The following is a 14,018-nucleotide window of genomic DNA, read 5'->3' on the forward strand; positions in this document are numbered from 1 at the left end:
TTGGCGCCTTGTTCACGTTCGAAAGGGGACGATTCGTCCACCCTGCTGCATGACGCAGTACCACCCAACGCACCCGCCTTCACGGCCAGGAGACGCCCCATGAAGATCCAGCTCATCGCCGCCAGCGCCATCGCTACCCTCGCCCTGGCTGGCTGTGCCACCTCGCCCGGCTACGGCGGCGGTGGTTACAACAATGGCTACAACAATGGCGGCTATGGCAACAACGGCGGCTACAACCAGGGCCGCTGCGCCGACTGTGGCATCGTCACCCGCATCAACACCGTGCAGTCCGGCCGCACCGCGCCCAGCGCCACCGGCGCAATCCTCGGCGGCATCGTCGGTGCGGTGGCCGGCCACGAAATCTCCGACCACACCGGTGGCAGCCGCGGCAACAAGAACATCGCGGCTGCCGCAGGCGCGGTGGGTGGCGCGCTGGCCGGCAACCAGATCCAGAAGAACGTCACCAGCGACACCTATGACATCAGCGTGCGCATGGACGACGGCCGCACCATCGTGGTCAACCAGCGTGACCTGGGCGGCATCCGCGAGAACACCTACGTGCGCGTGGTCAATGGGCGGGTCATTCTGCGCTGACCTGCAGCGGGCCACAGGCAAAGAAAAAGGCCCGCTTGCGCGGGCCTTTTTCATGCCGACGGGCGGCAGGTATTACACCGGCTGCACCTTGTCAGCCTGCAGGCCCTTCTGGCCCTGCACGACTTCGAAGGTCACCGACTGGCCTTCCTTGAGGCTCTTGAAGCCCTGGGTCTCGATGGCGCGGAAGTGCACGAACACGTCCTCGCCATTCTGCCGGCTGATGAAGCCGAAGCCCTTTGCATCATTGAACCACTTTACGGTACCGGTCTCGCGATCAGCCATCTCACTAACTCCCTTGGACTCTCTCTTGTTGTTGGAAACGCCTGGTGGGCGGCTGACAAGCAAGGGGGAAGCGAGGTGCATCGATGCAGCGGATCGGGAAGATCTTGCTTCATCAGGCCACGATCCACGGTGACCTTGCCAAGCTCAGCGACTGCAACTTAACCCGCCCAAAACGAAAAAGCAACTGGCAAAATCTTTCACTGTCAACCCCAAATCGACCACCATACGGGACAGCATGGGACTCTCATTCATCTTATATCTGCTAGCGGTCATTTTTGTCCTCGTCGGCATCGCTGGAATCATCCTTCCGGCCCTTCCCGGCATCCCGCTGGTGTTCATCGGACTGCTGCTGGCGGCCTGGGCAGACGGCTTCGTCCATGTCGGTTGGCCGACGCTGGTCGCCCTCGGCGTGCTCACCCTGCTCTCGCTGCTGGTGGACGTGCTGGCCACCGTGGTCGGCGCGCAGCGGGTGGGTGCCAGCCGCAAGGCACTCTGGGGGACCTTCGCCGGCAGCATCGTCGGCCTGTTCTTCATGCCGATCGGCCTGTTCGCCGGGCCGCTCATCGGGGCCCTGCTTGGCGAGTACTGGCACACCCGCGAACTGGGGCGTTCGACCAGGGTCGGCCTGGCCACCTGGCTCGGCATCCTGCTCGGCCTGGCGCTGAAGCTGGCGGTGGTGATTGCCATGCTGGGCCTGTTTGCCTTCGCCTGGTTCCTGTAACCGATGCGGCCTTCACGCCCTGCGCACGCGGGGGCCGTGCATATACCGTAGGGGCTGGCCGCGATCCGGTGCAGCCGCCACACTGTGCGATCCCCGTATTCACCGAAGGGCCTGCTGGAATGACCCTCCCCCCGTTGCTTCCCCGCCTTGCGCCCCTGGCGCTGGCCCTGGCCAGCGCACCGCTGGCGGCGCAGGAGTTCGTGCCCAGCACCGACACCTCACCCGCTGCCTGCGCGGCCATCACCACCGATGCGGCCCGCCTGGCCTGCTATGACCGCCTGTTCGCGCATACCCCGCAGGCCACCGCGGCAGCCGATGCTGCCGCAGAAGCGGCCGCGCAGGCCCGCCGCGAAGAGCGCCAGACCGCGCGGGTGAGCCAGGGCGAGGAGAAGCTGCGCGAACGGGTCAGCGACCTGTTCCGTCCGGCCACGCCGGACAGCGCGCTGGCCAATGCCGGCCGCGGTTCCCTGCTGGACAGTCGCTGGGAACTGGCCGAAGACTCCAAGCTCGGGCCGTTCCAGCTGCGCGCCTACAAGCCGGTGTACCTGCTGCCCGCGTTCTGGACCAGCGACCGCAACACCACGCCGCATTCGCCGAACCCCGCCAACACGGTCACCACGCCGCAGGTGCTGGACAGTGCCGAACTGAAGTTCCAGATCAGCTTCAAGACCAAGGTCGCCGAGAACCTGTTCGGCGACAACGGCGACATCTGGGCCGGCTATACCCAGAGCTCGCGCTGGCAGGCCTACAACGGCGAGGACTCGCGCCCGTTCCGCGAAACCAACTACGAACCCGAAGTGATGATGGTGTTCCGCAACGGCTATTCGATCGGTGGCTGGCGCGGACGCATGACCGGCATCGCGCTGAACCACCAGTCCAACGGCCGTGCCGATCCGCTGTCACGCAGCTGGAACCGGGTGATGCTGAACATCGGCCTGGACCGCGAGAACTGGGCACTGGTGCTGCGCCCGTGGTACCGCATTCCCGAGACCCGCAGCGACGACAACAATCCGGACATAGAGGACTACATGGGCCGCGGCGACGCGACCCTGATCTGGAACCGCAACGGCCACGAGGTCGCACTGATGGCGCGCCATTCGCTGCGCACCGGCAGTCGCTCGCATGGCGCACTGCAGCTGGACTATGGCTTCCCGATCAGCAACCTGCTGCGCGGACATGTGCAGATCTTCGATGGCTACGGCGAAAGCCTGATCGACTACAACCACAAGGCCACCTATGTCGGCGTGGGCGTGTCCCTGCTGGAGTGGTTCTGATGGACGTGACGATCTGGCACAACCCGGCCTGCAGCAACTCGCGCGGCGCACTGAAGCTGATCCGCGATGCCGGCTTCGAGCCGGTGGTGGTCGACTACCTGGGCAATCCGCCCGATGTCGCCGCGCTGCGCCAGGTGCTGGCCGCGTCAGGATTGAGTGCACGCGACCTGGTCCGCAGCAAGGAAGCAGCGTTCGCCGAACTCGGCCTGGAACATGCCGACGATGCCACGTTGTTGGCGGCAATGGCCGAGCACCCGCGGTTGATCAACCGGCCGGTGGTGCGCACGCCCAAGGGCACGCGACTGTGCCGCCCACCGGAAACGGTGCTGCAGATCCTGTAACCGAAAAAAGGGGACGGAGGGGATGATGTCGTTTGTGCATTAGCGACTTGATTCCCTCCGTCCCCTTTTCGGGTTACAGCCAGTCGGTGATGCCTTCGCGGCGATAGACTTCGGCAAATGCAGGGCGCGCTTTCATCGTGGACGCATGCGCCTTGAGCGCCGGCCAGGTGTCGCTGGGCGTCGGCATGTTGCGCGACCAGCGCATCAGCATCACCAGCATGTAGTCGACCACGCACGGCGTTGCCCCCAACAGATACGGGCCGTGCGCCTGCAGATGCGTGGCCACCTGCTGCCAGGCCGCTTCCAGGCGCTGCCGTGCCATCTCGCGACTGGCCTGCACATGTGCCTCGCCGGCTACTTCGTGCGGATAGAACCAGGCCCGATAGGCCGGCTGCAGCGTATTGGCGCACCAGAACATCCAGCGGTAGGCGTCGCCGCGCTGGGGCGTACCCACCGCAGGCAGCAGGCCGGCGTCCGGGTGACGGTCGGCCAGGTACAGCGCGATCGCGGCCGCCTCGGTCAGTACCAGGCCGTCGATCATCAGCGTCGGCACCACTCCGGCCGGATTCAGCGCCAGGTACTGCGCCGCCTTGTGCTCGCGTGCGTCGAAATCCAGCAGCACCAGCTCGTGCTCGATGCCCAGCTCGATCAACAGCCAATGCACCACCAGCGCGGCGGTACTGCTCGAACCATACAGCGTGGTGCTCATGCGGTGGATCCTGTGCGGGTGGATCGGCCGATTATGCGCCCACGCGAGCGGTGGTTGCTCAGCCGCAACGGCTCATGCAGGTATCCCGCTGTTCACCACAGGACATCATCGGCGCGCGCATCGTGCAGTCATGCGCCTTCAGTTCACAGGCACGGCGCAGTTCAGGGTTGGCAACGTCCTTGCAGCGCTTGTCCGGCGCGGGCACCGCCTGCTGCTCGCAATTGCTCTGGCGGCTGCCGAGGGAGTCATTCTGCGCCATGCAGCTGCGATAGCTGGCCTGGCACTGCACGCGGCACTGCGAGGACGCGGATAAATCCGTACCTTCGTAGGATGCCGGCGTGCTGCAGCCGGCCAGGGCAAACATGAGGCCCGCCATGATGGATCGATGCAGGGTCATGGACACGTCCTGTGTGAGGTCGTGCAGAGCCTAGCAGGCAAACGGTTGCAGGGTCGTTGATCCTCCACATGCAACAACGGCGCCACGAGGGCGCCGTTGCCTGGATCGAACGCGGGAGGATTACTCCACCACCACCGGGATCTTGCCGATGCGGGCCTGCCATTCGCGCGGGCCGGTCTTGTGCACCGACTCGCCAGTGGAATCGACCGCCACGGTTACCGGCATGTCCTGCACGGTGAACTCGTAGATCGCTTCCATGCCCAGGTCGGCGAAGCCGACCACCTTGGCCGCCTTGATCGCCTTGGACACCAGGTAGGCCGAACCACCGACGGCCATCAGGTAGGCCGACTTGTTGTCACGGATCGCTTCGATCGCCGCCGGGCCGCGCTCGGCCTTGCCGACCATGCCCAGCAGGCCGGTCTGTTCCAGCACCTGGCGGGTGAACTTGTCCATGCGGGTGGCGGTGGTCGGGCCGGCCGGGCCCACCACTTCGTCGCGCACCGGATCGACCGGGCCGACGTAGTAGATGAAGCGGCCCTTCAGGTCGACCGGCAGCTGCTCGCCCTTGTTGAGCATGTCGACCATGCGCTTGTGCGCGGCGTCGCGGCCGGTCAGCAGCTTGCCGTTGAGCAGCAGGGTCTGGCCCGGCTTCCAGCTGGCCACGTCTTCCGGCGTGATCGTGTCCAGGTCCACGCGGGTGCCCTTGGACGCGTCATAGGTCAGCTTCGGCCAGTCTTCCAGCGACGGCGGGTCCAGCATCACCGGGCCGCTGCCGTCCAGGGTGAAGTGCGCATGGCGGGTGGCCGCGCAGTTCGGGATCATCGCCACCGGCAGGTTGGCCGCGTGGGTCGGGTAATCGTTGATCTTGATGTCGAGCACGGTGGTCAGGCCACCCAGGCCCTGTGCGCCGATGCCCAGCGCGTTGACCTTCTCGTACAGCTCCAGGCGCAGCTCTTCGATGCGGTTGGACGCACCCCGGGCCTGCAGCTCGGTGATGTCGATCGGCTCCATCAGTGCTTCCTTGGCCAGCAGCATCGCCTTTTCAGCGGTGCCACCGATGCCGATGCCCAGCATGCCCGGCGGGCACCAGCCGGCGCCCATGGTCGGCACGGTCTTCAGCACCCAGTCGACGATGGAGTCGGACGGGTTGAGCATGGCGAACTTGGTCTTGGCTTCCGAACCACCGCCCTTGGCGGCGACGATCACGTCGACCGTGTTGCCCGGCACCACCTTGACGTTGACCACGCCGGGGGTGTTGTCCTTGGTATTGATGCGCTTGCCGGCCGGATCGGCCAGCACCGAGGCGCGCAGCTTGTTGTCCGGGTGCATGTAGGCGCGGCGCACGCCTTCATTGGCCATGTCTTCCACGCCCATGGTGGCGTCGTCCCAGCGCACGTCCATGCCGATTTCCAGGAACACGGTGACGATGCCGGTGTCCTGGCAGATCGGACGGTGGCCTTCGGCGCACATCCGCGAATTGATCAGGATCTGGGCCATCGCCTCCTTCGCGGCCGGCGACTCCTCGCGCTCGTAGGCGGCGGCAAGGTTCTTGATGTAGTCGACCGGGTGGTAGTACGAGATGTACTGCAGCGCGTCGGCGATGGACTGGATGAGGTCTTCCTGCTTGATCGATGTCACGACTTGCTCGCTTGCTGGAGGCTGGCGGGGGTAATCCGCCCATTTTACCCCCTCTGCCACCGGGGGTGCCGTTGTACATTCGTGTCACGTCCCTGCCCGCCGCGGCGTCCTTGCCCATATGAACGCCGAAACCGCCTTCCAGACCCACCGTCCGCGCCTGATGGCCCTGGCCTACCGCCTGCTCGGCAGCCGCGCCGACGCCGAGGACGTGGTCCAGGACGCCTGGCTGCGCTGGTCGGGCGCCGACCCGGCCAGCGTCCGCGACGCCGAGGCCTGGCTGGTCACCGCCACCACCCGGCTCGGCCTGGACCGGCTGCGCGCGGCCAAGCGCGAGCGCGTGCACTACGTCGGGCCCTGGCTGGCTGAACCGCTGGCGGTCACCCTGGAGCCGGACCCGGCGCCCGGCCCGGCCGAGCTGCATGCGTTTGCCGATGATGTTTCGGTGGCCTTCCTGACCCTGCTCGAGCAGCTCGGCCCCGAGGAACGCGCTGCGTTCCTGCTGAAGGAGGCCTTTGATCACGATTACCGCGAGATCGCCGACCTGATCGGCCACAGCGAGGCCAACTGCCGGCAGCTGGTGCACCGCGCGCGGCAGCGCCTGCAGGCCGGGCGACCGCGCTTCAATGCCGATCCCAGCCAGCACCGGCAGCTGCTGGCGCGCTTCATGGACGCCTCCCAGCGCGGCGACAGCGAGGCGATCCAGGCCCTGCTGCACGCCAACGCACTGCTGGTTTCCGACGGCGGCGGCGTGGTCACCGCAGCCGTGCGCCCGCTGCTGGGCGCCGAACGCATCGGCCGCCTGTTCTGGGCCATCGCCCGCCGCGGCGCCGTGCATCCGGCACAGCTGGGTTACGTCAATGGCGAACCGGCCATCCTGCGCTTCATCGGTGATCGCCTGCATTCGGTCACCACCATCGAGGTGGTCGATGGCCGCATCGCCCAGGTGTACAGCGTGCTGAATCCGGAAAAGCTGCCGCAGGTTGTCACGCGCGGGGACGCTGCGGCGTCCTGGTAGTGAAAGGCGGCCACCGTGGCCGCCGTGGAGCCCACGATGTCTGACCATGCCTCTCCCCGCGTTCCCTATACCCGCCTGGCCGCCGAGGCCTTCAAGGGCCTTCTGGCCACCAGCAAGGCAGTGCATGAAAGCTCGATTGATCCGACCCTGATGGAACTGCTGTTCCTGCGTGTGTCGCAGCTCAACGGCTGCGGCTACTGCATGGACATGCATGGCACCGCGCTGCGCAAGGGCGGCATCGAGCCGCGCAAGCTGGATACGCTGCCGGCATGGCACGAGAGCCGTTTCTTCGACGCCCGCGAACGAGCGGCACTGGGCTGGGCCGAGGCGCTGACCCGGCTGACCGATGGGGCACCCTCGCAGGCGGCGTTCGACGCACTGGCGCCGCACTTCGATGAGAAGGGCATCAGCGACCTGAGCATGGGGATCGCGGTGATCAATGCCTGGAACCGGCTGGGCGCGGGTCTGCTGCCGCCGCTGCCGTAACAGGCGGTTCCCGGCCGGCGGGCAGGTTTTTGCTGCTGTTGGTAGGTGTCGACCTTGGTCGACACGCTAAATACACATCATGCGCGGATGGGGGCAGGCCGGATCCCTTCGCCCTGCAAAGGAATCTGACCCTGGCGCGGCCACACGGCTGCACTGACCCCATCTGCACGGCCCAGGCGCGCACAATACGCGCATGCCTGCCACCCCCACCGCCGGCGCTGCCGCCGCGAAGAAGCCCAGCCTGCGACAACGCTTCAAGGCGATGCGCAACCTGCCACCGTTCCTGCGCATGGTCTGGCAGACCAGTCCCTCGCTCACCCTGGCCAGCCTTGGGCTGCGCTTGATCCGTGCGCTGCTGCCGGTGGCGATGCTGTACGTCGGCAAGCTGATCATCGACAGCGCCCTGCACCTGAGCCAGCACGATGCCAGCTTCCCGCCGCTGGGCGAGGCGCTGTCCAGTGGCGTGCTCAATCCACTGCTGGGCCTGCTGGCACTGGAATTCGGACTGGCCATCGCCTCGGACCTGCTGGGCCGGCTGGTCAGCTACGCCGATGCCCTGCTGTCGGAACTGTTCGCCAACATCACCAGCATCCGGCTGATGGAACACGCCGCGACGCTGGACCTGGAGGACTTCGAGGACCCGGACCTGCAGGACAAGCTGGACCGCGCGCGGCGCCAGACCATGGGCCGGATGAACCTGATGAGCCAGCTGTTCGGCCAGGTGCAGGATGCGATCACCGTGGCCAGCCTGGCCATCGGCCTGCTGGTCTACGCGCCGTGGCTGATCCTGCTGCTGGCGCTGGCGCTGGTGCCGGCTTTCATCGGCGAATCGCACTTCAACGCGGCCGGCTACAGCCTCAACTTCCAGTGGACACCCGAGCGCCGCCAGCTCGACTACCTGCGCCAGCTCGGTGCCAGTGTGGAAACGGCCAAGGAAGTGAAGATCTACAACCTGCACCGTTTCCTGGTTGAACGCTATCGGCACCTGTCGGTGGCGCTGTTCCAGGCCAACCGGGCGCTGGCCCGGCGCCGTGCGTTCTGGGGCACGCTGCTGGCCGCACTGGGCACGCTGGGCTACTACACCGCCTACGCCTACATCGCGTGGCGCACGGTGCGTGGCGATTTCTCGATCGGCGACCTGACCTTCCTCGCCGGCAGTTTCCTGCGCCTGCGCCAGCTGCTGGAAGGCCTGCTGATCGGGTTCTCGCAGGTGGCCAGCCAGGCGCTGTATCTGGATGACCTGTTCTCGTTCTTCCAGATCGAGCCGGAAATCCACTCGCGCGAGGGCGCAGTGCGCGTGCCGCAGCCGATCCGCCAGGGCTTCGTATTCGAGAACGTAGGCTTCCGCTACCCGGATGCCGAGCAGTGGGCGGTGCGCCATCTCGACTTCCAGCTGCAGGCCGGCGAGGTGCTGGCCCTGGTCGGCGAGAACGGCGCCGGCAAGACCACCCTGGTCAAGCTGCTGGCGCGACTGTACGAACCGGACGAGGGCCGCATCCTGCTCGATGGCCGCGACCTGCGCGACTACGACCTGGACGACCTGCGCGCCAATCTCGGGGTGATCTTCCAGGACTTCGTGCGCTACAACCTCAGCGCCGGCGAGAACATCGGCGTCGGCCAGGTCGAGGCCATGAACGACCGGGCACGCATCGCCGACGCCGCGCGCCGCGGCATGGCCGAGGAAGTGATCGAGGAACTGCCCGGCGGCTACGACCAGCTGATCGGCCGCCGCTTCAAGCAGGGTGTGGACCTGTCCGGTGGCCAATGGCAGAAGATCGCCATTGCCCGCGCGTGGATGCGCAATGCTCAGGTGATGATCCTGGATGAGCCAACCGCAGCGCTGGATGCGCGCAGCGAGTTCGAGGTGTTCCAGCGGTTCAGGGAACTGGCGGATAATCGCACCGCAGTGCTGATTTCCCACCGGTTCTCCTCGGTGCGCATGGCCGATCGCATCCTGGTGCTGGCCGACGGCCGGATCGAGGCCAGCGGCACCCATGAGCAGCTGATGGCACAGGGCGGCCGCTATGCCGAGCTGTTCGAGCTGCAGGCGGCCGGCTACCGCTGAGAACGCCTCTCGTTCCGCCTAATGAGAACCTGTCTCATTTGAGATAGAATCACTCCCGACGACTTCCGATAGATACGCCCATGTCCTCCGCTTTCGGCGCCGAAACGGTGCTTGAGGTCCGCCACTGGACCGATGCCTACTTCAGTTTCACCCTCACCCGCGACAGCGGTTTCCGCTTCGAGAACGGCCAGTTCGTGATGATCGGCCTGGAAACCGAGGCACGGCCGCTGCTGCGCGCGTACTCCATCGCCAGCGCCAACTGGGAAGAGCACCTGGAGTTCTTCAGCATCAAGGTGCAGGACGGCCCGCTGACCTCGCGCCTGCAGCACATCAAGCCCGGCGACAAGGTGCTGGTCGGCAAGAAGCCCACCGGCACCCTGCTGATCAGCGACCTGCACCCCGGCAAGAACCTGTACCTGCTGGGCACCGGCACCGGCATGGCACCGTGGCTGTCGGTGATCAAGGACCCGGAGACCTACGAGCGCTTCGAGAAGGTGATCCTGTGCCATGGCGTGCGCTACGAGAAGGATCTGGCCTACCGCGATTATTTCGAGAAGGAACTGCGTGAGCACGAGTTCCTGGGCGAGATGATCGGCGACAAGCTGCTGTATTACCCGGCCGTCACCCGCGAGCCGTTCGCCAACCAGGGCCGCCTGACCTCGCTGATGGAAAGCGGCGAGATGCAGCGTACGCTCGGCCTGCCGGAGCTGAGCCCGGAGAACGACCGCGCGATGATCTGCGGCAGCCCGCAGATGCTGGCCGACCTGCGCAGCGTGCTGGATGCGCGTGGCTTCCAGGTCTCGCCGCGTATCGGCCAACCGGGCCATTACGTGTTCGAACGCGCCTTCGTCGAGAAATAAGGCCGCAACGGTAGTGCCGGCCGCTGGCCGGCTCTCCGTGCGCTAGGGGATTGCCGGCCAGCGGCCGGCACTACCACCCTTCACAGCACCGCTTCGATTGCGCTGCGCAGCTGCTCCGGCCTGGTGGTGGGCGCATGCCGCGACACCACACGCCCCTCGCGATCGACCAGGAACTTGCTGAAGTTCCATTTGATGCGGGCAATGCCCAGCAGGCCGCGCTTCTCGCGTGACAGCCATGCCCACAGGGGATCGGCGCCGCTGCCGTTGACTTCGATCTTCTCCGACAAGGGGAAGCTGACCGGATAGTCCAGCGAACAGAACTGGCGGATCTGCCCGGCATCGCCGGGCTCCTGCGCGCCGAACTGGTTGCACGGGAAGCCGATCACCACCAGGCCGCGCTCGCGGTAGTCCCGCCACAGCTGTTCCAGCCCGGTGTACTGCGGGGTGAAACCGCAACGGCTGGCGACGTTGACCAGCAGCAGCGGACGGCCCTGGTACTGCGCCAGCGCCTGCGGCTGGCCATCGAGGTCACGGAAGCTGAAATCGTAGGTGGTGGTCATGACGGCGGGCCGTGGCGGTGATTGCATGGTACCCGCGCCCGGCCCCGGCAACATGCCTTTTGACACAAGTGCGGGTGCGGCCGGCCGGGTTACCCTCGGGCCCTTGTTTGCCTTACCGGAGCTATTACCTTGACCACTCCCCTTGCCCTTGCCGTGGCCATGACCCTCGGCCTTGCCCTGCCCGCCTATTCGGCCGGCGCCGCCACCCCGGCCGCCAGCAGCACCGCCCAGCAGGCCAATCCGTTCTTCGCCGATAGCCCGCTGCCGCTGCACTTCCCGCAGTTCGACAGGATCAAGGACAGCGACTTCGCCCCGGCCTTCGACGCCGGCATGGCGCAGCAGCTGAAGGAAGTGGAGGCGATCGCCAACAACAAGGCCAAGCCGACCTTCGACAACACCATCATCGCCCTGGAAAAGAGCGGTGACATCCTCGACCGTGCGACCACCGTGTTCTTCAGCCTGGTCGGCGCCGACACCAACGACACCCGCAAGAAGCTGCAGGCCGACTACTCGGCGAAGTTCGCCGCGCACAGCGATGCGATCGCGCTGAACGGCAAGCTGTTCGCGCGCATCCAGGCGCTGTATGACACCCGCAGCCAGCTGGGCCTGGACGCCGAAGGCGTGCGCCTGGTCGAGAAGTACTACGACAACTACGTGCGCGCCGGCGCCAAGCTTTCCGAGGCCGACAAGGCCACGCTGAAGGAGATGAACGCCGAGCTGGCCAACCTGGGCACCAAGTTCAGCCAGAACGTGCAGTCGGAAGTGAACGCTTCGGCGATCACCGTCGACGACGTCAAGGAGCTGGCCGGCCTGTCCAAGGAGCAGATCGCTGCCGCCGCCGAAGCCGCCAAGGCCCGTGGCCTGGAAGGCAAGTACGTGATCACCCTGCTCAACACCACCGGCCAGCCGCCGCTGACCAACCTGGCCAACCGCGCCCTGCGCCAGAAGATCTACGAAGCCTCGGTCAGCCGTGGCAGCCGCGGTGGCGAGTTCGACAACACCGCACTGGTCTCGCGCATCATGCAGCTGCGTGCTGACAAGGCCAAGCTGATGGGCTTTGCGAACTTCGCCGCCTACAACCTGACCAACCAGACCGCCAAGACCCCCGAAGCGGTCAACGCGATGCTGGGCAAGCTGGCCCCGGCCGCTGTGGCCAACGCCAAGCGCGAAGCGGCCGACCTGCAGGCGATGATCGACCAGGAACAGAAGGCCGCCGGCAAGAAGACCTTCGCCCTCGAGCCGTGGGACTGGGCCTTCTACAGCGAGAAGGTGCGCCAGGCCAAGTACAACTTCGACGAATCGCAGCTGAAGCCGTACTTCGAAATGAAGAACGTGCTGGAAAACGGCGTGTTCTATGCTGCCGGCCAGGAATTCGGCCTGACCTTCAAGCAGCGTACCGACCTGCCGGTCTACCACGATGACGTGACCGTCTACGACGTGTTCGACGCCGACGGCAGCCAGCTGGCGATCTTCATCTTCGATCCGTATGCGCGCGCCTCCAAGCGTGGCGGTGCGTGGATGAACTCGTATGTCTCGCAGTCCAAGCTGACCGGTTTCAAGCCGGTGGTGGCCAACCACCTGAACATCCCGAAGCCGCCGGCCGGCCAGCCGACCCTGCTGACCTGGGATGAGGTGAACACCACCTTCCACGAGTTCGGCCACGCGCTGCACGGCATGTTCTCCAACGTGAAGTACCCGTACTTCTCGGGCACCTCGGTACCGCGCGACTTCGTCGAGTTCCCCTCGCAGGTCAACGAGATGTGGTCGGACAACCCGGCCATCCTGAAGAACTACGCCAAGCACTACCAGAACGGTTCGGCGATGCCGCAGGCACTGCTGGACAAGGTGCTGGCTGCGGCCAAGTTCAACCAGGGCTTTGCCACCACCGAGTACCTGGGTGCGGCGATGCTCGACCAGCGCTGGCACCAGATCGGCGCCGACCAGGTGCCGGCCGCCAAGGACGTGATGGCCTTCGAGCGCGCTGCGCTGGAAAAGGACGGCATCTACTACGCGCCGGTGCCGCCGCGCTACAAGACCCCGTACTTCAGCCACATCATGGGTGGCTACTCGGCCGGCTACTACGCCTACATCTGGTCGGAAGTGCTTGATGCCAACACCCAGAAGTGGTTCAAGGACAACGGCGGCCTGAGCCGCAAGAACGGCGACCACTTCCGCGCCACGCTGCTGTCCAAGGGCGGCAGCGTCGACGCGATGCAGCTGTTCCGCGATTTCGCCGGCCACGAGCCGCAGATCGAACCGCTGCTGGAAAAGCGTGGCCTGACCGGCGCCGGCAACTGATCGCCCGCGCGCTAGCGTGAAACGAGAACCGCCCGGGAGACCGGGCGGTTTTTTTTTGCTTTATTGCAGCACTGGCGGAGGCCCCGAACAACGGAATGGCCTGCTCCGGGCGTTACATGCCCAAAACGTAGAAGTGAACCAGCTCGGCACCGACTGCGCGCACCTTGATCGAATAATGGATCTGTTCGCCTTCGATCAACGGCATCGCGCACCCGTCAGTCAGAGGCGCGGCGCAATCGTGGTCCAGTTCGCTCGCTGCAGCACCATATCGTGCATAGATGATCGGTGCCTGCCAATTCTCCCCGTGACCAGTCAGCAACAGCACACTGCTGCCTTCGGGGCTTCCCGTGACGGTAGCCGAGATGATCTCGCCACGATCCATCCACTGGCGGGTCATGACCATGTCGTCATTCACGGCCGAAGAAAGATCCCAGCGGAAGCACGCAACCGAAGCAGTATCGGAGCACGCAACGCGCCCGCCAAATTCCGGCGTGTAGTTGACGAACCCGTCGAAGGCCTGGGCCGGATCAATGAACGCTGCCGAGGCCACGACGAACGTTGAGACCATCAGGGCCTTCAACCCCATTGAAGTTCGCTGCATTGGTTGAACCCCATGAACTCAGGAAACGACATCGGCATGATGCCGTCGTGAATTCAAGCATGGGATCTCTGCTCTGCTTCGCCAGCGCCGGACAATTCAAAATGGTCCTATGCAATCAATCGGCATCACGCTGCCAGCAGCGGCCTCGACGCCTCGAGGCCCGGTTGCGATGAAACC

15 protein-coding genes are annotated in these 14,018 nt (G+C 65.6%); 9 read left to right on the forward strand and 6 right to left on the reverse strand.

Annotated features, from left to right (window positions below; genetic code table 11):
- Positions 1-99: 99 nt before the first annotated feature.
- Positions 100-594, forward strand: coding sequence for a glycine zipper 2TM domain-containing protein (locus AC5P7U_RS10205; protein WP_008264629.1), 495 nt, complete (start codon positions 100-102; stop codon positions 592-594).
- 72 nt (positions 595-666) lie between these two features.
- On the opposite strand, the gene AC5P7U_RS10210 is transcribed toward AC5P7U_RS10205, so the two are convergent.
- Positions 667-876: a cold-shock protein gene (locus AC5P7U_RS10210; RefSeq protein WP_087923064.1), complete on the reverse strand. Its 210-nt coding sequence runs from the start codon at positions 874-876 to the stop codon at positions 667-669.
- A gap of 235 nt (positions 877-1,111) precedes the next feature.
- On the opposite strand from AC5P7U_RS10210, the gene AC5P7U_RS10215 reads away from it, so the two are divergent.
- The 3 genes from AC5P7U_RS10215 to arsC all read left to right on the forward strand — a co-directional run bounded on the left by AC5P7U_RS10215 (position 1,112) and on the right by arsC (position 3,212).
- Complete coding sequence (locus AC5P7U_RS10215) at positions 1,112-1,597, forward strand: DUF456 domain-containing protein (protein WP_006455326.1); 486 nt, start codon at positions 1,112-1,114, stop codon at positions 1,595-1,597.
- 119 nt (positions 1,598-1,716) lie between these two features.
- Entirely contained in the window at positions 1,717-2,871 is a 1,155-nt protein-coding gene (locus AC5P7U_RS10220) for a phospholipase A (RefSeq protein WP_040007407.1), read from the forward strand.
- The gene (gene arsC / locus AC5P7U_RS10225; RefSeq protein WP_006455372.1) at positions 2,871-3,212 is read left to right on the forward strand and encodes an arsenate reductase (glutaredoxin); all 342 of its coding nucleotides are present in this window, start codon (positions 2,871-2,873) and stop codon (positions 3,210-3,212) included. Before AC5P7U_RS10220 ends, arsC begins: the two co-directional genes overlap by 1 nt.
- A gap of 73 nt (positions 3,213-3,285) precedes the next feature.
- On the opposite strand, the gene AC5P7U_RS10230 is transcribed toward arsC, so the two are convergent.
- From AC5P7U_RS10230 to AC5P7U_RS10240, 3 genes are all read right to left on the reverse strand, one after another.
- Positions 3,286-3,921, reverse strand: coding sequence for a glutathione S-transferase N-terminal domain-containing protein (locus tag AC5P7U_RS10230; RefSeq protein ID WP_197564296.1), 636 nt, complete (start codon positions 3,919-3,921; stop codon positions 3,286-3,288).
- A gap of 58 nt (positions 3,922-3,979) precedes the next feature.
- A complete protein-coding gene (locus AC5P7U_RS10235) occupies positions 3,980-4,318 on the reverse strand; it encodes a hypothetical protein (RefSeq protein WP_006455376.1) in 339 nt (112 codons plus the stop codon).
- A 120-nt stretch (positions 4,319-4,438) separates the two neighbouring features.
- Positions 4,439-5,956, reverse strand: coding sequence for a fumarate hydratase (locus AC5P7U_RS10240; protein WP_008268808.1), 1,518 nt, complete (start codon positions 5,954-5,956; stop codon positions 4,439-4,441).
- A 118-nt stretch (positions 5,957-6,074) separates the two neighbouring features.
- Here AC5P7U_RS10240 and AC5P7U_RS10245 point away from each other — a divergent pair, with 118 nt between their 5' ends.
- From AC5P7U_RS10245 to AC5P7U_RS10260, 4 genes are all read left to right on the forward strand, one after another.
- Complete coding sequence (locus AC5P7U_RS10245; protein WP_197564297.1) at positions 6,075-6,971, forward strand: RNA polymerase sigma-70 factor; 897 nt, start codon at positions 6,075-6,077, stop codon at positions 6,969-6,971.
- A gap of 36 nt (positions 6,972-7,007) precedes the next feature.
- Entirely contained in the window at positions 7,008-7,457 is a 450-nt protein-coding gene (locus AC5P7U_RS10250) for a carboxymuconolactone decarboxylase family protein (RefSeq protein ID WP_014037799.1), read from the forward strand.
- A 193-nt stretch (positions 7,458-7,650) separates the two neighbouring features.
- Complete coding sequence (locus AC5P7U_RS10255; RefSeq protein ID WP_197564298.1) at positions 7,651-9,522, forward strand: ATP-binding cassette domain-containing protein; 1,872 nt, start codon at positions 7,651-7,653, stop codon at positions 9,520-9,522.
- An 80-nt stretch (positions 9,523-9,602) separates the two neighbouring features.
- A complete protein-coding gene (locus AC5P7U_RS10260) occupies positions 9,603-10,382 on the forward strand; it encodes a ferredoxin--NADP reductase (protein WP_006455701.1) in 780 nt (259 codons plus the stop codon).
- A gap of 80 nt (positions 10,383-10,462) precedes the next feature.
- On the opposite strand, the gene AC5P7U_RS10265 is transcribed toward AC5P7U_RS10260, so the two are convergent.
- The gene (locus tag AC5P7U_RS10265; protein WP_414555098.1) at positions 10,463-10,942 is read right to left on the reverse strand and encodes a glutathione peroxidase; all 480 of its coding nucleotides are present in this window, start codon (positions 10,940-10,942) and stop codon (positions 10,463-10,465) included.
- Between the two features lie 129 nt (positions 10,943-11,071).
- Between AC5P7U_RS10265 and AC5P7U_RS10270 the strand changes: the two genes are divergently transcribed.
- Entirely contained in the window at positions 11,072-13,240 is a 2,169-nt protein-coding gene (locus AC5P7U_RS10270) for a M3 family metallopeptidase (protein WP_495221048.1), read from the forward strand.
- Between the two features lie 112 nt (positions 13,241-13,352).
- Here AC5P7U_RS10270 and AC5P7U_RS10275 read toward each other — a convergent pair whose 3' ends face one another.
- The gene (locus tag AC5P7U_RS10275) at positions 13,353-13,826 is read right to left on the reverse strand and encodes a hypothetical protein (protein WP_308309417.1); all 474 of its coding nucleotides are present in this window, start codon (positions 13,824-13,826) and stop codon (positions 13,353-13,355) included.
- Positions 13,827-14,018: the final 192 nt, after the last annotated feature.

Source organism: Stenotrophomonas sp. YJH_SMC_57, assembly GCF_059369755.1.